This is a genomic window from Streptomyces sp. NPDC005761 (genome assembly GCF_040630635.1).
Taxonomy (GTDB): domain Bacteria; phylum Actinomycetota; class Actinomycetes; order Streptomycetales; family Streptomycetaceae; genus Streptomyces.
Genome location: NZ_JBEXXX010000005.1, coordinates 225,194 through 248,163 on the forward strand (window position 1 = coordinate 225,194; position 22,970 = coordinate 248,163).

The 22,970-nt window shown below is 72.2% G+C and carries 20 protein-coding genes; 8 read left to right on the forward strand and 12 right to left on the reverse strand.

The window, feature by feature from the left end; genetic code table 11:
* Positions 1 to 14 precede the first annotated feature (14 nt).
* Positions 15 to 2,237 carry a bifunctional glycosyltransferase family 2 protein/CDP-glycerol:glycerophosphate glycerophosphotransferase gene (locus tag ABZ434_RS07585; RefSeq protein ID WP_359132849.1) on the reverse strand — a complete coding sequence of 741 codons (2,223 nt, stop codon included), beginning with the start codon at positions 2,235 to 2,237 and terminating at the stop codon, positions 15 to 17.
* Positions 2,238 to 2,524: 287 nt separating this feature from the next.
* On the opposite strand from ABZ434_RS07585, the gene ABZ434_RS07590 reads away from it, so the two are divergent.
* Complete coding sequence (locus tag ABZ434_RS07590) at positions 2,525 to 4,033, forward strand: hypothetical protein (RefSeq protein ID WP_359132850.1); 1,509 nt, start codon at positions 2,525 to 2,527, stop codon at positions 4,031 to 4,033.
* A 19-nt stretch (positions 4,034 to 4,052) separates the two neighbouring features.
* Here the strand turns inward: ABZ434_RS07590 and ABZ434_RS07595 are convergent, their stop codons facing one another.
* Positions 4,053 to 5,093 carry an MBL fold metallo-hydrolase gene (locus ABZ434_RS07595; RefSeq protein WP_359132851.1) on the reverse strand — a complete coding sequence of 347 codons (1,041 nt, stop codon included), beginning with the start codon at positions 5,091 to 5,093 and terminating at the stop codon, positions 4,053 to 4,055.
* A 288-nt stretch (positions 5,094 to 5,381) separates the two neighbouring features.
* Here ABZ434_RS07595 and ABZ434_RS07600 point away from each other — a divergent pair, with 288 nt between their 5' ends.
* Positions 5,382 to 6,845 (forward strand): aldehyde dehydrogenase, encoded by a 1,464-nt coding sequence (locus tag ABZ434_RS07600; protein WP_359132852.1) that lies wholly within the window; start codon positions 5,382 to 5,384, stop codon positions 6,843 to 6,845.
* Positions 6,845 to 7,078, forward strand: coding sequence for a ferredoxin (locus ABZ434_RS07605; protein ID WP_359132854.1), 234 nt, complete (start codon positions 6,845 to 6,847; stop codon positions 7,076 to 7,078). The genes ABZ434_RS07600 and ABZ434_RS07605 overlap by 1 nt, the downstream gene beginning before the upstream one ends.
* A 15-nt stretch (positions 7,079 to 7,093) precedes the next feature.
* Here the strand turns inward: ABZ434_RS07605 and ABZ434_RS07610 are convergent, their stop codons facing one another.
* Together ABZ434_RS07610 and ABZ434_RS07615 are read right to left on the reverse strand one after the other, a co-directional pair.
* Positions 7,094 to 9,061 (reverse strand): GAF domain-containing protein, encoded by a 1,968-nt coding sequence (locus ABZ434_RS07610; protein ID WP_359132855.1) that lies wholly within the window; start codon positions 9,059 to 9,061, stop codon positions 7,094 to 7,096.
* A 36-nt stretch (positions 9,062 to 9,097) separates the two neighbouring features.
* The gene (locus ABZ434_RS07615) at positions 9,098 to 9,916 is read right to left on the reverse strand and encodes a 3-hydroxybutyrate dehydrogenase (RefSeq protein WP_359132856.1); all 819 of its coding nucleotides are present in this window, start codon (positions 9,914 to 9,916) and stop codon (positions 9,098 to 9,100) included.
* A 257-nt stretch (positions 9,917 to 10,173) separates the two neighbouring features.
* Here ABZ434_RS07615 and ABZ434_RS07620 point away from each other — a divergent pair, with 257 nt between their 5' ends.
* Positions 10,174 to 11,655, forward strand: coding sequence for a PHB depolymerase family esterase (locus ABZ434_RS07620; RefSeq protein ID WP_359132857.1), 1,482 nt, complete (start codon positions 10,174 to 10,176; stop codon positions 11,653 to 11,655).
* Positions 11,656 to 11,706: 51 nt separating this feature from the next.
* Here the strand turns inward: ABZ434_RS07620 and ABZ434_RS07625 are convergent, their stop codons facing one another.
* The 7 genes from ABZ434_RS07625 to ABZ434_RS07655 form a co-directional block, all read right to left on the reverse strand.
* Positions 11,707 to 12,597 (reverse strand): alpha/beta fold hydrolase, encoded by an 891-nt coding sequence (locus ABZ434_RS07625; RefSeq protein WP_359132858.1) that lies wholly within the window; start codon positions 12,595 to 12,597, stop codon positions 11,707 to 11,709.
* Entirely contained in the window at positions 12,594 to 13,706 is a 1,113-nt protein-coding gene (locus tag ABZ434_RS07630; protein WP_359132859.1) for a branched-chain amino acid ABC transporter permease, read from the reverse strand. Before ABZ434_RS07630 ends, ABZ434_RS07625 begins: the two co-directional genes overlap by 4 nt.
* Entirely contained in the window at positions 13,703 to 14,590 is an 888-nt protein-coding gene (locus ABZ434_RS07635) for a branched-chain amino acid ABC transporter permease (RefSeq protein WP_359132861.1), read from the reverse strand. Before ABZ434_RS07635 ends, ABZ434_RS07630 begins: the two co-directional genes overlap by 4 nt.
* The gene (locus tag ABZ434_RS07640; protein ID WP_359132863.1) at positions 14,590 to 15,354 is read right to left on the reverse strand and encodes an ABC transporter ATP-binding protein; all 765 of its coding nucleotides are present in this window, start codon (positions 15,352 to 15,354) and stop codon (positions 14,590 to 14,592) included. The genes ABZ434_RS07635 and ABZ434_RS07640 overlap by 1 nt, the downstream gene beginning before the upstream one ends.
* Positions 15,351 to 16,139: an ABC transporter ATP-binding protein gene (locus ABZ434_RS07645; RefSeq protein WP_359132864.1), complete on the reverse strand. Its 789-nt coding sequence runs from the start codon at positions 16,137 to 16,139 to the stop codon at positions 15,351 to 15,353. Before ABZ434_RS07645 ends, ABZ434_RS07640 begins: the two co-directional genes overlap by 4 nt.
* A 3-nt stretch (positions 16,140 to 16,142) precedes the next feature.
* Positions 16,143 to 17,420 (reverse strand): substrate-binding domain-containing protein, encoded by a 1,278-nt coding sequence (locus tag ABZ434_RS07650; RefSeq protein ID WP_359132865.1) that lies wholly within the window; start codon positions 17,418 to 17,420, stop codon positions 16,143 to 16,145.
* 305 nt (positions 17,421 to 17,725) lie between these two features.
* The gene (locus ABZ434_RS07655) at positions 17,726 to 18,337 is read right to left on the reverse strand and encodes a TetR family transcriptional regulator (protein ID WP_359132866.1); all 612 of its coding nucleotides are present in this window, start codon (positions 18,335 to 18,337) and stop codon (positions 17,726 to 17,728) included.
* 377 nt (positions 18,338 to 18,714) lie between these two features.
* Between ABZ434_RS07655 and ABZ434_RS07660 the strand changes: the two genes are divergently transcribed.
* The 3 genes from ABZ434_RS07660 to ABZ434_RS07670 are packed head-to-tail and all read left to right on the forward strand — an operon-like array spanning position 18,715 to position 21,921.
* Positions 18,715 to 20,046 carry a glycosyltransferase family 4 protein gene (locus ABZ434_RS07660; protein WP_359132868.1) on the forward strand — a complete coding sequence of 444 codons (1,332 nt, stop codon included), beginning with the start codon at positions 18,715 to 18,717 and terminating at the stop codon, positions 20,044 to 20,046.
* Between the two features lie 58 nt (positions 20,047 to 20,104).
* Positions 20,105 to 20,851: a class I SAM-dependent methyltransferase gene (locus ABZ434_RS07665; RefSeq protein WP_359132869.1), complete on the forward strand. Its 747-nt coding sequence runs from the start codon at positions 20,105 to 20,107 to the stop codon at positions 20,849 to 20,851.
* The gene (locus tag ABZ434_RS07670; RefSeq protein WP_359132870.1) at positions 20,848 to 21,921 is read left to right on the forward strand and encodes a prenyltransferase; all 1,074 of its coding nucleotides are present in this window, start codon (positions 20,848 to 20,850) and stop codon (positions 21,919 to 21,921) included. The genes ABZ434_RS07665 and ABZ434_RS07670 overlap by 4 nt, the downstream gene beginning before the upstream one ends.
* Before the next feature lie 45 nt (positions 21,922 to 21,966).
* Here ABZ434_RS07670 and ABZ434_RS07675 read toward each other — a convergent pair whose 3' ends face one another.
* Complete coding sequence (locus ABZ434_RS07675; RefSeq protein WP_359132872.1) at positions 21,967 to 22,257, reverse strand: hypothetical protein; 291 nt, start codon at positions 22,255 to 22,257, stop codon at positions 21,967 to 21,969.
* A gap of 141 nt (positions 22,258 to 22,398) precedes the next feature.
* Between ABZ434_RS07675 and ABZ434_RS07680 the strand changes: the two genes are divergently transcribed.
* Positions 22,399 to 22,953: a hypothetical protein gene (locus ABZ434_RS07680; RefSeq protein WP_359132873.1), complete on the forward strand. Its 555-nt coding sequence runs from the start codon at positions 22,399 to 22,401 to the stop codon at positions 22,951 to 22,953.
* Positions 22,954 to 22,970: the final 17 nt, after the last annotated feature.

Here is a 22,970-nt window from a genome sequence, read left to right on the forward strand (position 1 = left end):
GCTGCGTGGCCGGATCAGCACGGGGACGGCTTCGGCGCCGGGGTCCGCTGGGCCGGCGGGACGATGGCCGGACCTTGCTCCTCGCCGAGGAAGACGCGGCGCACGACGCGCTCGGCGGCGTTCCCGTCGTCGTACGGGCAGAAGCGCTCACGGAAGGCGGCCCTCAGCGCGGTGGCCTCCGGGCCGCACCAGCGGCCGCTGCGGAAGGCGTCGATGAGCTCGTCCTCCGTGGTCACGACGGTACCGGGGGTGTCGCCCGGCCGGCCGGACACCAGGTCGAACGTGACGCCGCGGACCGCCGTGTAGATCTTCCAGTCGGCGGCGTCGATGACGATGGGGCGGTCGAGGTTGGCGTAGTCGAAGGTGAGGGACGAATAGTCCGAGATGAGTGCGTCCGCTGCCAGGCAGAGGTCCTCGACGGACGGGTGACCGGACACATCGATGACGCCGCCCTGTTCGGCGAGGTCGCGCAGCTGCGGGTCGCGGCGGTCGAGGTGGTGGGTGCGGACCAGCAGGACGAAGTCGTCGCCGAGGGCCTCGGCCACGCGAGCCAGGTCGAAGGTGGGCGTCCAGTCCTTGCGGTAGTCGCGGTGCGTCGGGGCGTACAGCAGGGCGGTCCGGCCCGGGGCGATGCCGAGCCGGTCGCGGAGGGCGGCGACGTCCTCCGCTCCTGCGGCGTAGAAGCGGTCATTGCGTGGGTAGCCCGCGTCGAGCGACTCGAAGGTGCCGGGGTAGACGCGTTCCCACTGCTCCGTGGAGTGCTGGTTGGAGGAGATGCTGAGATCCCAGCGGTTCACATGGTCCAGCAGGCGCTCGAAGTCCATGCCCTGGGCGGCGGCGGGATACGCCTGCTGGTCCATGCCCATCCGCTTGAGCGGGGTGCCGTGGTGCGTCTGCAGATGGATCTGGCCCGGGCGCTTGGCGATGTCGTCCGGGAACCCGGCGTTGCTCACGAAGTACGTGGCGCGGGCCGTCACCTCCGCGTAGCGGCGCGAACCGGGGACGACGCGATCGATGCCGGCGGGCACCTGGTCGGCGAGTTCCTGACGCACCACCCAGACGCCGCGCACGTGCGGTGCCAACTCCTTCGCCTTCTCGAACACGGCGGCCGGATTGCAGGACGGCAGCAGGTCCCCGTACGAGGTGTACACGGCGAGATGCGGATCCAGGGAGCGCCGGCGCTGCAAGCTGGACAGGCTCGTGGCCGCGTGCTTGCCCACCTTGCTCGTGGCCCCGAGGACCTTCCTCGGTCCGGCCCTCTTGACCCGAACGGCGAATTCGGCCGCCTGGTAGGCGCGGAAGGACCTTTTGGCCAGGAGCCGCATGTGTACCCCGAGCGATCCGCCGGGCGGCGTGAAACCGGCCGGGAGGTGCGCGGCGTAGAAGTCGGCGGTGCGCCCGAAGTAGTCCTTGCGGTCGGAGGGCCTGACCCGCTCGGAGCGTTTGAGTGAGAACAGCATGTGGTGCACGGCGCGCTCGAACAACAGGGCTTTGGACCAGTCGAGTTCGGCGCGTGCGTCGAGGAAGGCGAACAAGCCCTCGTACTGTTCGAAGATGTCGAAGTGCTTGCGGCCCGGCGTCTTCGTGATCGCGCCGTGGCGGCGCTGGCGGTATTCGATGCCGACCCTGTTCAGACAGCCGATGCGCTCGGCCGTGACCATCGCCATCTGGGTGACGGGAGCGTCCTCGTACAGGCCGGGTGCGTACTGGAAGCCCTGCTCCAGGAAGAACGCGCGCCGGAACGCCTTGTTCCAGGCCACCAGGAAGAGGTGGATGTACTCGGGCCGGTCCTGGAGGCGGAAGACGTCCGTGCCCGCGCGTTCGAACAGGTCCGCGGTCTGGCTGGGGCCGCCCTTGCCGTGCCAGTAGGTGCGGATGTGGTCGAAGACGAGGATGTCCAGGTCCCCGACCAGGTCGAGCCGGTCGGCCAGCGCCTGGAGCAGACCGGGGGTGTAGCTGTCGTCACTGTCGAGAAACAGGACGTAGTCGCCCGTCGCGCGCTGGAGTCCGGCGTTGCGCGCCCGGCCCAGCCCCACGTTCTGGGGCAGGTGCACGGCCTGGACGCGCGCGTCGCGGGCGGCGTAGCCGTCGATGATCTCGCCGCAGGAGTCCGGTGAGCAGTCGTCGACGGCGATCACCTCGATGTCCCGGAACGACTGCCCGAGGACGGAGTCCAGACACTCGTTGAGGTATCCCTGCACCTTGAACACCGGGACGACAACACTGAAACGAGGCATGGGGGGACTCCAGATGACGTACAGGTTATCGGGGTTGAAGACGAAGACTACCGAGACCGGTGCAGCGTTGTACGGGCGTTCTTCCTGTCGGCCGGAGGGGGCCGGATCAAGAACGCCGCGGCGCGCACGGCGTGCCGGAGTCGCGTGCGGGTGTCTAATCATTCCGGTTTGTCCTGGGAGTCCGGTAGCTATAGATTCCCGCCGTGCCGTCCGTTGACTGTTGGCTCCCGGTTCGCAGTTGAGCGACGACGTGACCCGTCATCATCGGCTGGGAGGGCCCCGCCCACATGTCCGGAACTGATCGCCGGTGGACCATCGCGCTGCGCGGAGCCTGGCGCGACGGCACGCTGTGGCCGTGGTGCCTGGCGGCTGTCGCGGCCGCCTGCGGCTACGGCGTGGCCACCGTCTTCCACCCCGGCTACCTCAGCGCCGACAGCAACACCCAGCTGTGGCAGGCCCTGGGGGACGAGCCGGTGAACGACTGGCACCCCCCGGTGATGGCGCTCGCGTGGCGGATCCTCATCGGGATCACGGGCGACTTCTCGGTCATGGCCGCGGTGCAGGTCGCGTTGCTGTGGGGGACGTTGTGGGTGCTCGCCCGGCTGGTGTGGAGGAGGACGGGCAGCCGTGGGCTCTCCCTCGCGGTGCTGGCCGTCGGGTGGGCGCCGCACATCATGAACTTCACGGGGGTGGTGTGGAAGGACGTGCACCTGGCCTACGCGCTGCTCGCGGTCTTCGCGATCGCGCTCACCGTGCGCGAGTTGCCCCGGGACCGGGTCAGGACCCGCTGGGCCCTGCTGGTGCTGGGGCTGCTGTTCCTCACGTACGCCGCCCTCGTGCGCAAGAACGGGATCCCCGCCACGATCCCGGTCTTCGCCCTGCTGGTCCTCGCGGCATGGCCCGCCCCCGGCCGGCGTCGCTGGCTGGCCGCCGCCGGTGTCTTCGCCGCGGTCGTGCTCGCCGGCAGCGCCGGGGTGTCCGCGGCGACCCACCCGCTGGCCACCCGGGTGTACGCGGTGATCCCGGTGGACGACCTCGTCCACGTGCTCACCCCGGACCAGGTGCGCAGCGCCGCCGAGCAGGCCGGTGCGAGCCCGGACCTGCGAGACCGGCTCGTCGCCGCCGCCGTCACCTGTCAGGAGCGGCACATCACTTCCGACGGATACCTGCAGTGCTTCCCGCAGAGCCGCCCGTTCGACGTGACGTATCTGGACCGGCGGGCCGACGTCGTCGTGCGGATGTGGACGCAGCAGATGCCGAAGCACTGGAAGGGCTATGCCGAATACCGGGCCCGGGTCTTCACCAAGCTGCTCTTCCAGAGCAATCAGACGTTCTGGAACGGCACCCACGTCAACGCCGGCGCCCGCCTGCACCCGGAGGTGCGCAGGCAGCCGCTGAACGACACCTTGCGATTCGCCCTGCAGAACTATGTGACCGGGTTCGCCCGCGACCTGCCGATGCTCTTCCAGGGCTGGTTCTGGCTGGCCGTCTCACTGGTGCTCGTGCTGCGCCGCCGGCCGGCCGGCCCCTACGCCCGCGAGTTGCGGCTCCTCGGGGCCAGCTCCCTCCTGTACATCCTCGCCTACCTGCCCACGGCGCCCGAGTCCAACTACCGTTACGTGTACTGGCCCGCGCTCGCCGGGACCGTCGCACTCGCGCTCATCGCGACCGCCTTCGTGGCGCGTCGGCGCACGGCGGCCGGCGGGCCGGACTACCGTCCCGCCGTGCTTCCGGCCGGCCGGGCCCCCAAAGCCGCTGCGGCGGGCCCGCGCGAGGACGCCGGCGCCGTCGGATGACCCCGGCCGCCGTCCTGACTCACACCGCCACGTAGGTGACCGGCTCGCTCCCGGTCACCGCCTCGGCCCGCCCCAGCTTCACCAGGCGGCGCAGATGCGATTCGGCCTCCGACACGGCGATGTTCCGCGATCCGTAGGGGATCTGCGCCCAGGGCCGGTTCCACTCCATCCGCTCGGCCAGCTGCCATGGCGTGAGCGGTTCGGCGAGCAGGGCGAGGAGGCCCGTCAGACGTTCCTCGTGGTGGTCCAGGAGTTCCTGTACGCGGCCCGCCGCATCCGCGAACGCGTACTGATGGGCCGGGAGGACCTCGGCGACGCCGAGGCGGCCGATGCGCTCCAGGGAGTCGAGGTAGTCGCCCAGCGGGTCGGTGGCCGTGGCGTCGTCCGGGTCCTCGTAGAGGCCGACGTGCGGACTGATGCCGGGGAGCAGATGGTCGCCGGAGAAGAGGCGGCCGCGGCCGGGGAAGCCGGCCGGGTGGTCCTCCTCCAGGTGCAGGCACACGTGGCCCGGGGTGTGGCCCGGGGTCCAGATGGCGCGCAGGGTGCGGCCCGCCAGGTCGAGGAGCTCCCCCGGCACGATCTCGCGGTCCGGGACCGCGGCCCGCAGCCCGGGCAGGGTGCGCATGCGGCCGCCCTTCTCGCGGGCGGCCCGCAGCGGGGCGATGTGGTCCTCGGGTGCGCCGACCGTCGCCAGCTTCGCCGCCAGGTAGGACAGCCAGGTGCCCGGCTCCGACTCGCGGGTGCGGCGGACGATCGCCGTGTCGGCGGCGTGCATCGCGATCCAGGCCCCGGACGCCTCGCGGACCTGGCCGGAGAGGCCGTGGTGGTCGGGGTGGTGGTGCGTGATGAGCACACCGTGGATGTCGGAGACGCCCACGCCCACGGTGGTCAGTCCGGCGGTGAGGGTGTCCCAGGCCTCCGGGTCGTCCCAGCCGGTGTCGATCAGGACCGGGCCGCGGTCCGTGTCGAGCAGATGGACCAGCGTGTGGCCCAACGGGTTGTCCGGGATGGGGACCTTGATGCTGTGGACGCCTCCACCGTGGTTGATCACCTGCGTCATGGACTCCCCATCTCTCCGCGGTCTCGGCGGCGTGCGGGGTACGGCCACGACGCGCCGCGTCCACTGTAACGAGAACTTGTTCCAGTGGTAGCCCCGGTCGACCATCCGTATCGGTGCGCTGGGGAAGGGCGTTCGGCCGGTGCGCCCTCGCTCGCCGCGCGCGGGCTCGACCGGCGTTGCCCCAGCCGTGGACTCCTGGAACTGGAACTGGTATCAGTTCTGACACAAGGTCAGATGAGGGATCGTCAGTCGGGCGGGTCACGTGCCGCGTCGCGGGAGGCAGCAGCCATGAGCGAGCTTGTCGAACACGGAAAACTGTTCATCGGCGGGGAGTTGGTGGATCCGCTCGGCCGGGATGTCATCGAGGTCATCTCCCCGCACACCGAGCAGGTCATCGGCCGTGTGCCGCATGCCGCCGAGGGGGACGTGGACCGTGCCGTCGCCGCGGCCCGGCAGGCGTTCGACCACGGGCCCTGGCCGCGGATGTCACTGGACGAGCGCATCGCCGTCGTCACGCGGATCAAGGACGCGTTCGCCGTGCGGTACGAGGAGATCGCCCGGGTCATCAGCTCGGAGAACGGAACCCCGTACACCTCCAGCGTCATGGTGCAGGCCCTCGCCGCGATGATGGTGTGGGACGCGGCGATCACCGTCTCCCGCACCTTCCCGTACGAGGAGCGCCGGGACGGGGCGCTCGGGCAGCTGCTCGTGCGGCGGGAGCCGGTCGGTGTCGTCGCCGCCGTCGTGCCGTGGAACGTGCCCCAGTTCACCGCCGCGGCCAAGCTCGCGCCCGCACTGCTCGCCGGATGCTCGGCCGTCCTCAAGGTCTCGCCCGAGTCGCCGCTCGACGCCTACATCCTGGCCGAGATCGTCGCCGAGGCCGGGCTGCCCGAGGGTGTGCTGTCGATCCTGCCCGCCGACCGCGAGGTGAGCGAGTACCTGGTGGCGCACCCCGGCGTCGACAAGGTCTCCTTCACCGGGTCCGTCGCCGCCGGCCGACGTGTCATGGAGGTCGCCTCGCGCAACCTCACCCGTGTCACCCTGGAGCTGGGCGGGAAGTCCGCCGCCGTGATCCTCCCCGACGCCGACCTGGACGCCGCCGTCGCCGGCATCGTGCCCTTCGCCTGGATGATCAACGGCCAGGCCTGCGTGGCCCAGACCCGCATCCTCGTCCCTCGTTCCCGGTACGAGGAGACCGCCGAGGCCTTCGCCGCCGCCGCCGGTGCGCTGAAGGTGGGCGACCCCCTCGACCCCGCCACCGAACTCGGCCCGCTCGTCGCGCAGCGCCAGCAGCAGCGCTCCCTCGACTACATCGGGATCGGGCAGGAGGAGGGTGCGAAGATCCTGACCGGGGGCGGCCGTCCGGCGTCGCAGGAGCGTGGCTGGTACGTCGAGCCGACCCTCTTCGGGGACGTCGACAACTCCATGCGCGTGGCCCGCGAGGAGATCTTCGGCCCGGTCATCTGCCTGCTGCCGTACGGCGACGAGGACGAGGCCGTGCAGATCGCCAACGACTCCGAGTACGGCCTCAGCGGCAGTGTCTGGACCGCCGACACCGAGCGCGGCATCGACATCGCCCGCCGGGTCAGGACCGGCACGTACAGCGTGAACACCTTCAGTCTCGACATGCTCGGACCGTTCGGCGGCTACAAGAACTCCGGTCTGGGCCGGGAATTCGGACCCGAGGGGTACGGGGAGTACTTCGAGCACAAGATGATCCACCTGCCCGCCGGGTACGGGGGCGAGGCCTGATGGGGGACCGGTGGAGCGTTGAGGTCGACCGGTCCGTCTGCATCGGGTCGGGGATGTGCGTGAACCACGCACCGGCCGGATTCCGGCTGGACTCCGCCCGGCAGTCCCACCCCGTCGACCCGGACACCGACGCCAACGAGCAGGTCCTCGCCGCCGCCGAGGGATGCCCGGTCGAAGCCATCACGGTGGCGCTGGCCGACTCGGGGGAGGTGGTGTTCCCGCCGGAGGAGTAGGGGTGCTCCGGCGGCTCAGGGCCGGGTGCCCGACAACAGGTGCAGCCGCAGCGCCAGTTGGAGTTCCAGCGCCCGGTCGGGCTCGTTCCAGTCCCGGCCCAGCAGTACCTGGATCCGGTCGAGGCGCTGCACCACCGTGTTCACGTGCACGTGCAGTTCGTCCTTGGCCCGGATCAGGCTGCCGCCTGCGGCGAAGTACGCGCTCAACGTCCGAACCAGGTGCGTGCCGCGCTGCGCGTCGTACTCCAGCAACGGCCCCAGCGCCGCCGTCACGAAGCCGTCGACGTCCTGGGCGTTGCCGAGGACCACGCCCAGGAAGCCCAGTTCCTCCACGCACGCGCCCTCGCCCGTACGCCCCAGCACCCGCATCGCCCGCAGGCAGCGCGCCGCCTCGCCGTACGCCCGGGCCAGCTCCTTGGGGCCCCGGGCGGGCCCGGCGGCGGCCACGGTGACCGGGGACTGAGCCAACTGGCCCAGCTGGGCCGCCGCCGAACGGGCCGCGCGGCCCGCGGCCGTGCCGTCGTCCTCGATCAACAGCACCACCGTGCCCGCGTGTTCGGCACTCACGCCGTGGATGTCGCCGCCGAACAGATAGCGCATGGCGGCCGGGGCCAGCCGCTCCCGCGCCCCGGTCTCCGCCACCAGCAGCAGGTGCGGGCGGTCCAGATCGACACCCAGGCGGCGGCCGCGCTCGGCCAGCCCCGCCGGGTCGCGGCCCGTGTCCGTCAGCAGGTCGGCGATCAGCTCGCCGCGGATCCGGTTCTCCGTCTCGGCCACCGTGCGCCGCAGGAGCAGCAGCAGCCCGGTCACCACCGCCGACCGTTCGAAGAGCCTCCGGTCGGAGTCGTCCAGCGGCCGCCCACGGTGCAGTACGAGCCCGGCCAGCAGCTCCTGCCCGGCGAGCACCGCGCAGACCACCCGCCCGTCGCGGTGCACGGCACGCGCCCCCGTACGGGACTCCTCGGCCGCCTCCGCCAGCCACCCGGCGTCCATGCTGTCGGCGGCGAAGCCCGTACCGTCCGGGCGCACCGCGGCCAGCGGGCGGCCGCCCGGGTCGTGAATGGTCAGCGGGGATTCGAGCAGCGCGGCGACGGCCGCCGCGACGTCCTTGACGTCCCGGCCCCGCAGCACCAGGTCCGTCAGCCGGTCGTGCGACTCCTCGGCCCGCCGCATGGCCGCCGAGTGCGCCCGTACGGAGGCGTTGGCCTCGGCCAGTTCCGCGTTCGCCTCCGCGAGTTCGGCGAGGGCCGCGGTGGTGTCGGCCAGCGCGCGGGCCGTGTCGATGGCGATCGCTGCGTGCGCGGCGAGTGAGCAGAGCAGCGCCACCTCGTCGGGGCTGAAGACCCGGGGAGCGCGGTCGGCCGCGAAGAGCACGCCGATCACCTTCCCCGTTCCGCCGCGGCTGGAGCCGAGCAGCAGGGGCACGCCCAGGATGGCGACCAGGCCCTCGTCCAGGACCCCGGCGTTGATGTTGCGGGTGTGGTGGAAGCGTTCGTCGGCGGGGTAGTCCGGCGTCGCGTACGGGCTCGCGGTCTGCGCCACCAGGCCGCCGAGCCCCTCGCCGAGCTCCAGGCGCAGCCGCTGGAAGAGGACCGAAACCGACCCGTCGGTCACCCGCATGTAGGTGTCGCCCGCCTCCTCGTCCGGAAGCGTCAGATAGGCCGTGTCCGTGCCCAGCAGCATCCGGGCCCGCCGCACGATCGCCTTCAGCACGTCGTCCAGGTCGCGGGAGGCCGCCAGGTCGCCCGCCGTGTCGAACAGCGCGGTGAGCTGGAGTTCGCGGCGCCGGTGCTGACGCAGGGCGCCCCTGATCCGCAGCGCCGTCGCCGTGGCCCGCTCCACCTCGGCGAGCTCCACGGCGGGCACGCCGTCCCCCCGCGCCTGCGAGGAGACCGCCCCCAGCGCCTCGGCGGGCGCGTCGTCGGCCAGCAGGTCGAACAGGCGCCGGAGGTGGGGGGCGGCGGAGGGGAGCGGTTCAGGCATGGCGTCCAGCGTTTCGAAGAGGGGATGAGAGGTGGATCAGTTCGCGGTCCAGCCGCCGTCCATGGAGAGCGAGGTGCCCGTGATGTGCCCGGTGCGGGGCCCGCACAGCCACAGGACCGCCTCGGCGACGTCCGCCGGTTCGATCAGCCGCTTGATCGCGCTGCGCTCCAGCATCACCCGTCCCACCACGTCCGCCTCCGATATGCCGTGCGTCCGCGCCTGGTCCGCTATCTGGTTCTCGACCAGGGGCGTGCGTACGTAGCCGGGGCTGACGCAGTTGCTCGTCACCCCGTGTTCCGCCGCTTCGAGCGCGACCACCTTGCTCAGCCCTTCCAGTGCGTGCTTGGCCGTCACGTAGGCCGATTTGTAGGGACTCGCGCGCAGCCCGTGCACCGACGAGATGTTGACCACGCGCCCCCAGCCGCGTTCGTACATCCCCGGCAGGGTCCGGCGCAAGATGCGGAACGGGGTCTCCACCATGACGCGCTGGATCAGGGCGAACCGGTCCGGCGGGAACTCGTGGACGGGCGCGACGTGCTGGAGCCCCGCGTTGTTGACCACCACGTCCACATCGGCCGGCAGCGTGTCGACGACCGCGGGGTCGGACAGGTCCACCACCCAGGGCGTCCCGCCGATCTCCTCCGCCAGGCTCTTCGCGGCCTCTCCCGACCTGTCCACGACGTGCACATGGGCGCCCGCCGCGGCCAGCGCCAGGGCGCAGGCCCGCCCGATGCCGCTGGCCGCACCGGTCACCAGCGCGGTGCGCCCGGCCGGCAGCGGTTCTGGTGCCTGCGGTGATCCGCCGCCGGGGGAGGGGACGGCGGGCTCGTGATCCGGTCTGCGGGAAGTCTCCATGGCCGTCACCGTAGGTACGCGGCGGCCCGTGTCACACGGCGCCGGTGCACACACCCTCCTGCCCCGGCATGGTGGCGGCGTACATGGTGCCGCCCCGCGCCGGGCCGCTCCGGCGCACGGCCCCCGGACCGCACAAGGGCCCCGCCGCACACACCCCGCACGCGCCGGTGTCCGCCTGCCACATGGGCGTGCGGATGCCCCGCTCATAGGTTCCGGCAGCAACCCGATCCCCGCACGTACCGACCAGGGAGGCACCCGTGCGCCCATCCATCCTGAGACGACTGCTCCGCCGCGTCGCGTCCACGGCCGTCCTCGGCCTGCTCGCGGCGACGCTGAGCACCACCGCCGCCGCACAGCCCGCGGCCGCCGCTGCCGGCGGCCTCCAGCAGGTCACCGGCTTCGGCTCCAACCCCGGCAATCTGCAGATGTACGCCTACACACCCGCCGGACTCCCGGCGAACGCGCCCCTGGTCGTCGCGCTGCACGGCTGCACCCAGACTGCCTCCGCCTACTACACCAACTCCGGCTGGCCGAAGTTCGCCGACGAGTGGGGCTTCTCCGTCGTCTTCCCGCAGACCACGTCGGCGAACAACTCGCTGTCCTGCTTCGGCTGGTTCGACCCGGCCGAGGACACCCGGGGCAAGGGCGAGGCCGCGTCGATCGTGCAGATGGTCGAGTACGCGAAGCAGCAGTACGGCTCGGACGGCCGCCGGGTGTACGTCACCGGCCTCTCGGCGGGCGGCGGCATGACCGCGGACCTGCTGGCCGCCTACCCGGACGTGTTCGCGGGCGGCTCCGTGGCCTCGGGGCTGCCCGCACAGTGCGCGACGAGCCAGGCGGCCGCCTCGGGCTGTCAGACGGGCCCGCAGAAGCTGACGCCCGCGCAGTGGGGGGACAAGGTGCGCGGCGCCCACCCGGGGTACACCGGGCCCTGGCCGCGGGTGGCGATCTGGCAGGGCACCTCGGACTACACGGTGTACCCGGCGAACGCCACGGCCCTGCGTGACCAGTGGACGGACGTCTGGGGCATCGGCCAGACGCCGTCGTCCACCGGCACCCTCCCCGGGAACACCACCCGCAGCGTCTACAACGACGCCTCCGGGAACCCGGCCGTGGAGACGTACTCCGTCTCCGGCATGGGGCACGGCCTGCCCGTGAGCCCCGGAACGGGTGCCCAGCAGTGCGGGACGGCGGCCGCGTACTTCCTGAACACGATCTGCTCCACGTACTACACGGGCGTGTTCTGGGGCCTGGACGGCGGCACCCCCGGCGGGGGCGGCGACCAGCTCCCCGCGCCCGCCGGCGTGACCGTCACCGGCACCACGGACACCACGGCCACCCTCTCCTGGAAGGCGGTCGAGGGCGCGGCCTCGTACGCCGTCCACCGCAACGGCACGAAGATCGCCTCCCCCACCGCCACCACGTACACGGACTCCGGCCTCACCGCGGGGACCGCGTACCGGTACACCGTGACGGCCCTCGACGGATCGGGCACGGCCGGCACCGCCTCGGCCCAGGTGACGGCGACCACCACCGGCGGCAGCACACCCGCCACCTGCTACTCCGCCACCAACTACGCGCACGTGACGGCGGGCAGGGCCCACATGTCCGGCGGGTACGTGTACGCCAACGGCTCGAACCAGAACATGGGCCTGTACAACGTCTTCGTCACACACACCCTGAAGGAGTCACCCGCCGGATACTTCGTGATCGCGGACAGCGGCTGCACCACCGGCTGACGCGTGCGGGGGACGGGCCCGGCAGCGGAACTGCCGGGCCCGTCCCCCGCGTCAGGCGCCCTGCCGCGTGAACGCCACCAGACGGTCGGCGATCTCCCGACCGCCCCGCTCGCCCGTGAGGACCGTGTAGTGGTTCACGTCCTTCACCGCCACCGGCTCCACCCGGGTCCCGTCCAGGCAGGCCGCCGCGAGCCGGCCCTCGTCGTACAGCCCCTGCTCCTCGTCCATCAGCCCGCGCGCCGCCCACAGCAGGGTCGCCCCGACGGGGAGCTTCCGTACGGCTGTGAGCACCTCCTCGTCGAACAGACCGACACCGTCCGCGCGGATCGCCTCGATCCGGCACGTCGAGCGCAGCGCGGGCTCCTCGCCCGACAGGTCGCGCTGGATGTACGCGTCCACCTCGTCCGACCACGCCCCCGCGAACGCCGGGTGGGCCTGCCAGAAGGCGCGGTAGGCGGCCCGGTCCGGGAACGTCATCGACAGGCGGTCCATCGCCGGCCCGATCACCGCCGTCAACAGCTCGTCCGGCGTCAGATGCGTGGGTGCCGGGAAGCCGATGCCGCCGTCGACGAGCAGCAGCGGGCCGAAGCGCAGCGGGTGGCGCACCGCGGCCAGCGCCGCCACGAACGCGCCCATCGAGTGGCCCGCCAGCACCACCCGGTCCAGGCCCAGGGCCTCGGTCAGGGCAGCGATGTCGTCCGCGTGCGCGGCGATGCCGTACGGACCGGGTACCCCTGAACTCCCCGCCCTGCCCCGCAGGTCGGGGGCGATCAGCGTGACACGGCCGGCCAGCTGCCGGGCCACCGTGCCCCAGGAGAGCGCGTTGGCCGTGATTCCGTGCAGCGCCACCACCACCGGCGCGCCCGGATCGGTCGCCGGCCAGCGCAACGCGGCCAACGCGCCCCCGCTGACGGGGGCTTTGATCTCCTCGTACGGAATCACTGGTCTCCGGTCTCCTTCCGGTGCGAGACGGCCCCGAGCCTGGACGGCAGCCGCGCCAGGCCGCCCGGCAGCAGATGTACCACGGCCACGAACAGCACGCCCAGCAGGAACAGCGGCTGGGAGAGCGGGACGCGGAGCACGGACGGCAGATCGGCGACCGCGCCCGAACCGGCCAGATCACCGAGCCGGTGGTCCGCCCACGTGTAGAGGATGCCGCCGACCATCGGGCCCCAGCGGGTGCCCGAGCCGCCCAGCACCACCATCACCAGCAGCGACAGCGTGAAGTCGGACGTCGTGGTCTGCGGTGTGGAACCACCGGTCAGGAGCAGGTGCACGATGCCGCCGAGCGCGGCGAGCGCACCCGCGAGGACGAAGGCCGTGAGCTTGAAGCCGTACGGTTTCAGGCCCAGGACCTCCACCCGGCGCTCGTTCTCCTTGATGCCCTCCCAGACGCGCCCGGTGGGAGAGCGGACCGCCCAGGCGACGACCGCCAGGGTGAGGACGAGATAGGCGAGGGCGATCCAGTAGAGGTTCGCGGTGTTGTCGATGCCCACGAGCCAGGAGGGAAGCAGGTCCGCCGGGGCCGCCCGCCCCTCCTCACCGCCGGTGACACCGCCGGGGTTGCGGGACACCAGGATCGAGCCCGCCTGGGCGAAGGCGAGGGTCACCATGGAGAAACCGATTCCGGTGACGCGCAGGCTCACCGACCCCAGGACCAGGGCCAGCGCGATACCGAAGAGCAGCCCGAGGGCCGCGGCGAGGGCGAAGGGGAGCCCCGCCTCCAGCAGGAACATGTTGGTGGCGTAACTGCCCGAGGCGAAGTAGAGCGCGTGGCCGAACGAGAGCAGCCCGGTGCGCCCGAGCAGCAGGTCGTACCCCGTGGCCAGCGCTCCGAACAGCAGGCAGGTGGCCAGGAGCTGCAGGCTGCCCGCGCTGCCGAGCGGCCCGTCCAGCAGGCCGGGCACGGGCACGGCGCTGAAGGGGGCGACGGCCAGGAGCAGCAGGACGGCGGCGGGCCACCAGCGCAGTGGACGTGTCCTGGCACGCGGAAGGGGCGCGGCGGCGGGGCCGCCCCCGGTGCGGTCGTGTGTCTCGGTGGCGGTGCTCACGCGAGCCTCCCCGTCAGTCCGCGCGGGCGGATCAGCAGCAGCGCGGCGAGCAGGACGACGACCGCCAGGTCGCCGAGGCCCGCCGCGGTGTAGTAGTTGGCGAACTGCTGGACCAGGCCGATGACGACGGACGCCACGGCGGCGCCGGTCACCGACCCCATGCCGCCGGTGACCACGACCACGAATGCGAAGATCAGGAGCGACGTGCCCTGCCGGGGGTCCACCGAGCCGAAGTACAGCCCTCCGAGCGCCCCTCCGAGCGCGGCGGCCGCGCCGCCGATCGCGAAGACGAGCGTGAACGCCCTGCGGACGTCGATGCCGAGCGCGGTGACCATGGCCCGGTCCTCGACCCCTGCCCGTACGACGAGGCCGTGCCGGGTCCGGCCCAGGAAGAGCCGCAGCGCCACCAGGACCACGAGCGCCGCCGCGATCAGGACGAGGCGGTTGACCGGGACCTGCGCGCCCAGCAGCCCGAAGGTGCCCGACAGCGCCTCGGGCCCCGGGTAGGTCCGGGCGTCCGAGCCCCAGATGCCCGACAGCAGCGCCGGGACGGCGAGCCCGACCCCGACCGTGGCGAGCACCTGCTCGCGCGGCCGGGTGTAGAGCGGGCGGACGACGGTGAGTTCCAGGAGCACGGCGGCCGCGGTGCCCACCGCCGTACCGAACAGGACCGCGAGGACGAAGCCGGCCCCGCCGGGTCCCGCGCCGGGCAGATTCCCGGACGCCGCCCACCAGGTGCCGTACGCACCGATGGAAAGCAGCGCCCCGTGGGCGAAGTTGAGGACGTCCATCAGGCCGAAGATCAGCGAGAGCCCGGACGCGATGAGGAAGTAGAGGGCTCCCAGACCGAGTCCGGTCATGGTGAGCAGTACGAGGGTGGACATCAGGAATCCGCCTTCACGGAGGGTTCGTCGGCACCGGCAGGAACTTCGGTGACCGGGCCGTGGCCCACGCCGAGCAGCCTGCGGGCCGCGTCCGCGTCCTCGAGCAGCTCGTCCGCCGGGCCCCGGTGGGCGGTGCGGCCGTCGGCCAGCACCACACAGTGCCGGGCGAGGCGCCGTACGACGGCGAGGTTCTGCTCGACGAGCAGGACCGGCACCGCCTCGGCGGCCCGCTCAAGTACCTGGGCGACCTCGGTGACCACCTTCGGCGCCAGGCCCTTGGTCGGTTCGTCCGCGATGATCAGCCGGTTGGTGTTCAGCAGGGTGCGGCCGATGGCGACCATCTGCTGCTGACCGCCGGACAGCGTTCCGGCCAACTGCCGTGCCCGTTGCTTCAGTTCCGGAAACAGCTCATGGACCAGCGGGTACGCGGGCTCGCCCGCGCCGCGCCGCTCCGCCAGCCGCAGGTTCTCCGCGACCGTCAGCCCGGCGAAGATGCCGCGGTCCTCGGGGGCGTAGCCGATCCCGCGCCGGACCAGCGCGTGCGTCGGCAGCGCCGCGGTCTCCTCGCCGTCGAGGCGGACGCTGCCTTCGCGCGGGACGAGGCCGAGGATGCCCCGTACGGTCGTGGTCTTCCCGGCCCCGTTGCGACCGAGCAGCGCGGTCACGCCGTGGGCCGCGACGTCCAGGTCGACTCCGTGCAGGATGTGACGGCCGCCGATCAGGACCCGCAGATCCCGTACGTCGAGCAGGGGTTGCCCGGTCACAGTCCCTCCCCGAGGTAGGCCTGCTGCACGGTCGGGTCGGCGGTCACGGCCGCCGGTGTGTCGAGGGCGAGCAGCCGGCCGTGGTGCATCACGGCCAGTCGGTCCGCGAGGCCCAGCAGCACGTCCATGTGGTGCTCGACCATGAGGACCGTGCGCCCCTCCTCCCGGTGCAGGGTGCGGATCAGCTCGGTCAGCGCCGGGACCTCCTCGGCGCTCACCCCGGCCATCGGCTCGTCGAGGAGCATCAGCCGGGGCTCGCCCACCAGCAGCACGGCGAGCTCCAGCTTCCGCTTCTCGCCGTGCGACAGTTCGGCGGCCGTCGCCCCGGCCCGGTGACCGAGACCCGTGCGCTCCAGGACGCCGACCACTTCGGCGGTGTACGGGTCGGCCCGCCGCCAGAGGCGGTACGAGCCGCCCCGGGCAGCCTGCGCGGCCAGCCGGACGTGGTCGGCCACCGTCATCGCGGGCCAGAGGCTGGACGTCTGGAAGGTGCGGCCGATGCCGCGCCGGGCCCGGACGTGCGCGGGCCGGTCCGTCATGTCCGTGCCGTCCAGCGCGATCGTGCCCGTGGTGGGCAGCGTCAGCCCGCTGATCAGATTGAACAGGGACGTCTTGCCCGCCCCGTTGGGCCCGATGAAGGCGAGGAACTCGCCCTCGCGGACGCTCAGGGTGATGTCTCGGACGATGGTCGCGCCACCGACGCTCCAGCCGATCTGGTCCAGCCGGAGCACCGGGGCCGCCACGTCCGCCGGGCTGCCGGGCCCGAGGGTGTGGGGTGCGGTCACGGTTCAGCCCGCCGAGGGCTTCACGGGCGGAGCCACGGTGTCCATCGCCTCGGTGTCCACCAGCCCGGGCTTCGCGGCTGCGCCCTTGCCGGACAGCCGGGCGACGAACATCGGCTGCAGCAGCGCGTGGTCCTCGGCCCGGACCTGCTGCTTGCCCTTGGCCCCGTCGAAGGTCCAGCCCTCCAGGGCCTTCACCATCGCGGCCGGGTCGGTGGCGCTGCCCTCGGCGACGGCGTGCACGATCATCTGGGCCGCGGTGAAGCCGTCCGGGGTGAACAGGTCGGGCGTTCCGCCGGTCCTGGCCACCGAGTCGAGCATCGCCTTCTCCACGGTGTTGCCGCCACCCGCGCCGGGGAAGTAGTGGGCCAGGAACGACACCTTCGCCCCGGCCGCCCCGAAGACCGGGTACGAGGCGGTCCCGGCGAGGCCGGTCACGACCTTGCCCGCGCCCAGCACGCCCTGTTGGTCCAGTGCGGTCCACAGCGCCGGGGCGGTGGACCCGGCCCAGGCGACGAAGACCAGCTCCGGCCCGCCCGCCTTGACCTGGCGGGCGAACGGCGTCAGGTCCGTCGCACTGGGCGGCGCCAGCACCGAGCCCACCTTCGCGCCCTTCGCGCCGAGCACAGCCTTGACGGCGGCGACGTTGGCCTGGCCGAAGGTGGAGTCCTGGGCGAGGACCGTGACCTTCTTTCCCTCGGCGTCGCCGAGCATCGCGCCCGCCGTCAGGATGTCCTGGTAGGACTGGCGGCCCGAGCGGAACGTGTACGCGTTGATGCCGGTCACCGCGTCGGTGGCCGCCGGGCCGCTGACGTACAGCACCTTGTTCTGTGCGGCGAGCGGTGCCATCTGCAGAGCGACGCCGGAGTCGGTGGTGCCGGCCAGCACCTTGTAGCCCTTGCCTATCAGGCTCTTCGCGGCGGAGACCGCCTTGCCGGGGTCGCCCGCGTCGTCCTGCTCGGTGACCTCGATGCGGTGGCCCGCGACCTTGCCGGTGCCCTTCGTCGCGTAGTCCAGGCCCGCCATGAAACCGTCGCGGTACTGCTTGCCGTAGTCCGCGAGCAGGCCCGTCCGGGAGTAGACCAGGCCGACCTTCACGGGCGCGTCGGCGGCGGACTTCCCGGACCCGCCGGACCCGGAGTCGCCCGCCTTGCCGGCTGCGGTGCAGCCGGTCAGCAGCAGGCCGGCGGCGGCCAGTACGGCGACGGTGGACAGCGACCGGTGCGGGGCGGTGCGGGTGCCGCCTGTGCTGGATCTGCTGATTCTGCTGGCTCTGCGACGCATGGTGACCGGCTCCTCGGCGTGTTCCTGTGATGTCGCCGAACCGTATGAACACCGTGCCGTCGTCGACATGGTGCAGGGCGCCCCACCTGGCCCGGGGGGCATGTGGGGGCGCTACATAGGCAGGGGTCAGGGGCCGGGAGCCCGGAGCGCCGGTCGGCGGGGGAGGTGTTGCCGGCGTCTCCGTGTTCCACGGAGGGTGTGCGGGCGGCCCGCAGGACTGTTCCGGTGCCACGGGTGCGGCCCGGCGGGTCCGGCACCCCGCGAGCCCGCACCGCCCGTCGGCGGACGGGCGGGGGCGCGTGGGATCAGCGGACCGGGCCCTCGGACGTCAGGTCGATCAGCCGGCAGACCGTCTCGATGTCTATCTTCACCTGCGCGATCGATGCCCGTCCCGACAGCCAGGTGATCAGTGCGGAGTGCCAGGTGTGCTCGATCACCCGGACGGCCGAGAGCTGCTCGGGCGTCGGGTGGTCGAGCTCCATCGCGTCCAGGATGATCGCCGTCGTGAGCCGCGAGACCGTGTCCACCTCGGGGCTGACGCTGCGGTCCGCGAAGGTCAGCGCGCGCACCATCGCGTCCGCCAGATGCGGTTCGCGCTGCATCGCGCGGAAGGCCCGCATCAGGGTGTCGGCGACCCGCTCCGCCGCGTCGTTCCCGGCCGGGGGCCGTTTGCGGAGTGTCCCGTGCATGTGCTGGAGCTGGTCCTGCATGGTGGCGACGAGCAGATGGACCTTGGACGGGAAGTAGCGGTAGAGGGTACCCAGGGCCACTCCGGCGGCCTCCGCCACCTCGCGCATCTGCACGGCCTCGAACCCGCCCCTGCTGGCGAGCTGGGCGCTGGCGTGCAGGATGCGGCGGCGGCGGGCCTCCTGGCGTTCCGTCAGGGGCGGCGATGCCGGTCTGGCTTCCGCTGTCATGTGTCCCATCCCGAGGCTTCTGTCCGCGACCGCGAGGCTGCGGCGGCCGGTCCGGCGGCGCACAGCATGCCAGGGTGTGTGCCGTGGCGCGAATCACCTGATCCGGCCGTTGCACCGTTGCTACCTGCCGGTAGATTCGTAGCTCATTGAACGATCAAGTCTGACCGACCGGCACCTGGAGGGTGGGTGAAGGAGCGGGGCCGGGTGCGTGCAGCTGCGAGGCGGAGGATTGAGCCATGGCGATTGACGACAACGCCGCAGATGTGCGTGCCCAGCCCCGCGACGCCGCCCTCCATGTGCCGGTCGGTCTGTAACTTGTTCTAGATTAGCGTGAGCGGTTACGCTCCGGCGAACACGCAGTGAGAAGGGGGCCGAGTGTGACCGCTGAGGCCATAGAGTCGGGCCCCCGTACGGGCGTCGATACGTCGGACACGGGCGCCGGTGACCGGCCCCTGCGCATCGCGCTCCTCACCTACAAGGGCAACCCCTTCTGCGGCGGGCAGGGCGTCTACGTACGCCACCTCGCCCGGGAGCTCGCCCGCCTCGGCCACAGCGTCGAAGTGATCGGCGCCCAGCCCTACCCCGTGCTCGACGAGGGCGTCCCGCTCACCGAGCTGCCGAGCCTGGACCTCTACCGGCAGCCCGATCCGTTCCGCACCCCGGGGCGCGGCGAGTACCGGGACTGGATCGACGCCGCGGAGGTCGCCACCATGTGGACCGGCGGCTTCCCCGAACCGCTCACCTTCAGCCTGCGCGCCCGGCGTCACCTCGTGGCCCGGCGCGGCGAGTTCGACGTCATCCACGACAATCAGACGCTCGGCTACGGACTCCTGGCAGACCTCGGCGCACCGCTCGTCACGACGATCCACCACCCCATCACCGTCGACCGGCAGCTCGACCTGGACGCCGCCCCGACCAGACGCCGACGCGCCTCCGTACGCCGCTGGTACGCCTTCACCCGCATGCAGAAGCGGGTCGCGCGCAAGCTGCCGTCCGTGCTCACCGTCTCCGGCTCCTCCAAGCAGGAGATCGTCGACCACCTCGGCGTGCGTCCGAACCGCGTCCGTGTCGTGCACATCGGCGCCGACACCGACCTGTGGTCGCCCGACCCCGCCGTCGCCGAGGTGCCCGGCCGGATCGTCACCACCTCCAGTGCGGACGTCCCGCTCAAGGGCCTCGTCCACCTCGTCGAGGCGCTGGCCAAGCTCCGTACCGACCACCCCGCGGCGCACCTCGTGGTCGTCGGCCGCCGGGCCGAGGACGGACCGGTCGCCCAGGCCATCGAGCGGCACGGACTCGGGGACGCCGTCGAGTTCGTGAAGGGCATCAGCGACACGGAGCTCGTCGACCTGGTGCGCGGCGCCCAGATCGCCTGCGTCCCCTCGCTGTACGAGGGCTTCTCGCTGCCCGCCGCCGAGGCCATGGCCACCGGCACCCCGCTCGTCGCCACCACCGGCGGGGCGATCCCCGAAGTCGCGGGCCCGGACGGCGAGACCTGTCTGGCGGTCCCGCCCGCCGACGCGGGCGCGCTGGCCGACGCGCTCGGCCGGCTGCTCGGCGACCCGGAGCTGCGCGCGCGGCTCGGGGCCGCGGGGCGCGAACGGGTCCTCGCCCGGTTCACCTGGAAGCAGGCGGCGATCGGCACCGCCGCGCTCTACCGGGAGGCGATCGCGGCCCGCGCCGCCACCGGCCCCGGCGGCCGACGGTGACACCGCCTCCCACCCGCTCCCTCCCTCCCCGACCCCTCGACCGCGAAAGCAGGCATTCGTGCTGACCGTGGACTTCACCCGCTTCCCGCTCGCCGCAGGCGACCGAGTGCTCGACCTGGGCTGCGGCGCCGGACGCCACGCCTTCGAGTGCTACCGGCGCGGCGCCCAGGTCGTGGCGCTCGACCAGAACGGCGAGGAGATCCGCGAGGTCGCGAAGTGGTTCGCCGCGATGAAGGAGGCCGGGGAGGCCCCCGAGGGCGCCACCGCCACCGCGATGGAGGGGGACGCGCTCAACCTGCCGTTCCCCGACGCGTCCTTCGACGTCGTGATCATCTCCGAAGTCATGGAGCACATCCCGGACGACAAGGGCGTCCTCGCCGAGATGGTCCGGGTCCTGAAGCCCGGCGGCCGGATCGCGATCACCGTGCCGCGTTACGGCCCCGAGAAGGTGTGCTGGACGCTCTCCGACGCGTACCACGAGGTCGAGGGCGGCCACATCCGCATCTACCGGGCCGACGAGCTGCTGGGCAAGATCCGCGGCGCCGGCCTCAAGCCGTACGGCACCCACCACGCGCACGCCCTGCACTCGCCCTACTGGTGGCTCAAGTGCGCCTTCGGCGTCGACAACGACAAGGCGTTGCCGGTGCGGGCGTACCACAAGCTGCTGGTCTGGGACATCATGAAGAAGCCGATGGCCACCCGGGTCGCCGAACAGCTCCTCAACCCGGTCGTGGGCAAGAGCTTCGTGGCCTACGCGACCAAGCCGCACCTGCCCGCCACCGTGACGGCCGAGGACCGGGCGTGAGTCTTCCCGAGCGGACCGAACACCTCGTCCTGCCCGGAGTGCTCACCGCCGGGGAGGCCGCGGAGACCGTCGCCGCGCTGCTCGCCGTGCAGTGCGACGACGGCGCGATCCCGTGGTTCCGCGGCCACCACCTCGACCCGTGGGACCACACCGAGGCCGCCATGGCCCTGGACGCGGCCGGCGAGCACGCAGCCGCGGAACGCGCGTACGAGTGGCTCGCCCGCAACCAGAACGAGGACGGCTCCTGGTACGCGGCCTACCACGACGGCGACCCGAAGCAGCCGACCGACCGGGGCCTGGAGACCAACTTCTGCGCCTATGTGGCCGTAGGCGTCTGGCACCACTACCTCGCCACCGGAGACGACGCGTTCGTCGACCGGATGTGGCCGACGGTCTTCGCCGCGGTCGAGTTCGTCCTGCGGCTCCAGCAGCCGGGCGGACAGATCGGCTGGAAGCAGGAGGCCGACGGCACCCCGGTCACGGACGCGCTGCTGACCGGATCCTCCTCCATCCACCAGGCCCTGCGCTGCGCGCTCGCCATCGCCGAGCGCCGTGAGGAGCCGCAGCCCGACTGGGAGTTGGCGACCGGGGCGCTGGCGCACGCCATCCGCAGCCACCCGGAGCGCTTCCTCGACAAGAGCCACTACTCGATGGACTGGTACTACCCGGTCCTCGGCGGCGCGATCGGCGGACCGGCCGCCCAGCAGCGGATCGACGAGGGCTGGGACCGCTTCGTCGTCCCGGACCTGGGTGTGCGCTGTGTGCTGCCCAACCCGTGGGTGACCGGCGGCGAGAGCTGCGAACTGGCCCTGGCCCTCTGGGTGATGGGCGAGTCCGACCGCGCGCTGGAGATCCTCCAGTCGATCCAGCACTTGCGGGCCGGGGGCGGGATGTACTGGACGGGGTACGTCTTCGAGGGCAACCGGGCGTTCTGGCCCGAGGAGCACACGGCGTGGACCGCCGGATCACTCCTGCTGGCGGTGGCCGCGCTCGGGGGGGACGAGGCGACCACCGCGGTCTTCAGCGGTGAACGGCTGCCGAAGGGGCTGGAGCCGGACTGCTGCGGCTGACCGGCACATGGGGGCGGGTCCGGGCCCGCCCCCTCTTCGGCGTTCTCAGTGCCGGATGCGGCCGGCGACCGCGTGACCGATGAACAGGTACACGACGGCGGCGAGTCCGTATCCGGCGACGACCCTGGCCCACGCCTCGTCGAACGTGAACAGGTCGTACGACCAGCCGGCGAGCCATCGGGCCGTGTGCTGCACGAATTCCACCAGGTCGTTGCCCCGGTTGGCGTCGAGCAGGTACATCAGGATCCACAGGCCGATGATGAAAGCCATGATGTCGGCCACCACGGCTATGACACGTGCAGCGGTGCTGCTTCCCTTGCCTCTGCTGTAGGACATGGATTGCGGGTTGCCCGTTTCCACCGGGCGAAACCCGGACGGGCGGTCCCGGGTGGCGGCACCGACCCGCCGCGGGCAGCCTTGCGGGGAAGTGCCGGGACCCGGCACCCACCGTGATGTCCCCGGTCAGGGAGGCCCGCCGTGCCCCGCTCCGTACCGCTCCGCCGACTGCTCGTGGCTTTGCTGCTGTGCTGCTCCGTGCTGGTGGGCACCACCGCGTGCGGGGGTGACGACGGAGACAGCGGCGCGAGCAGTTCGGCGTCGCCCACCGGTACGTCGTCGGCCGAGGCGCAGAAGTTCGCCAAGACGCGGTTCGTCGCCAACGCGGGGCTCGCGGCCGGGGCGACGTACCAGTGGATCGTCAAGCCTTACCGCGCAGGGAAGTTCAAGAAGGGCGCGGACGGGCGGACCTTCGCGCTCGTCAAGGCCGGGCTCGCGGGCGGGTTCGCCTACAACCGGCTCAAGGCCGCGTCGGACAACGCCAAGGGCGACCCGCTGCTGTCGAAGGCCGTCGCCCCGCTGACCGCGGGCATCGAGTCCCTCAAGGGCATGGCCACCAAGCTCCGCAAGGGCGAGGCGGGCGACGGGGACGTCGGCGCGTTCGAGAGCGTCATCAACAGCATCAAGGACGCCGGCAGGAGCGCGGGCGCCGAGGTCGAGGAGAAGGTGCCGTCCACCTCGCAGCTCGGCGGATAACCGCATGTGGGACGGGT

Excerpts from the sequence above, each read along its gene's own strand:
- ABZ434_RS07600 (WP_359132852.1), top strand. The coding sequence starts at position 5,382 with ATGAGCGAGCTTGTCGAACACGGAAAACTGTTCATCGGCGGGGAGTTG.
- ABZ434_RS07610 (WP_359132855.1), bottom strand. The coding sequence starts at position 9,061 with ATGCCTGAACCGCTCCCCTCCGCCGCCCCCCACCTCCGGCGCCTGTTC.
- ABZ434_RS07655 (WP_359132866.1), bottom strand. The coding sequence starts at position 18,337 with ATGACAGCGGAAGCCAGACCGGCATCGCCGCCCCTGACGGAACGCCAG.
- ABZ434_RS07635 (WP_359132861.1), bottom strand. The coding sequence starts at position 14,590 with ATGTCCACCCTCGTACTGCTCACCATGACCGGACTCGGTCTGGGAGCC.
- ABZ434_RS07590 (WP_359132850.1), top strand. The coding sequence starts at position 2,525 with ATGTCCGGAACTGATCGCCGGTGGACCATCGCGCTGCGCGGAGCCTGG.
- ABZ434_RS07650 (WP_359132865.1), bottom strand. The coding sequence starts at position 17,420 with ATGCGTCGCAGAGCCAGCAGAATCAGCAGATCCAGCACAGGCGGCACC.
- ABZ434_RS07615 (WP_359132856.1), bottom strand. The coding sequence starts at position 9,916 with ATGGAGACTTCCCGCAGACCGGATCACGAGCCCGCCGTCCCCTCCCCC.
- ABZ434_RS07585 (WP_359132849.1), bottom strand. The coding sequence starts at position 2,237 with ATGCCTCGTTTCAGTGTTGTCGTCCCGGTGTTCAAGGTGCAGGGATAC.
- ABZ434_RS07675 (WP_359132872.1), bottom strand. The coding sequence starts at position 22,257 with ATGTCCTACAGCAGAGGCAAGGGAAGCAGCACCGCTGCACGTGTCATA.
- ABZ434_RS07605 (WP_359132854.1), top strand. The coding sequence starts at position 6,845 with ATGGGGGACCGGTGGAGCGTTGAGGTCGACCGGTCCGTCTGCATCGGG.
- ABZ434_RS07595 (WP_359132851.1), bottom strand. The coding sequence starts at position 5,093 with ATGACGCAGGTGATCAACCACGGTGGAGGCGTCCACAGCATCAAGGTC.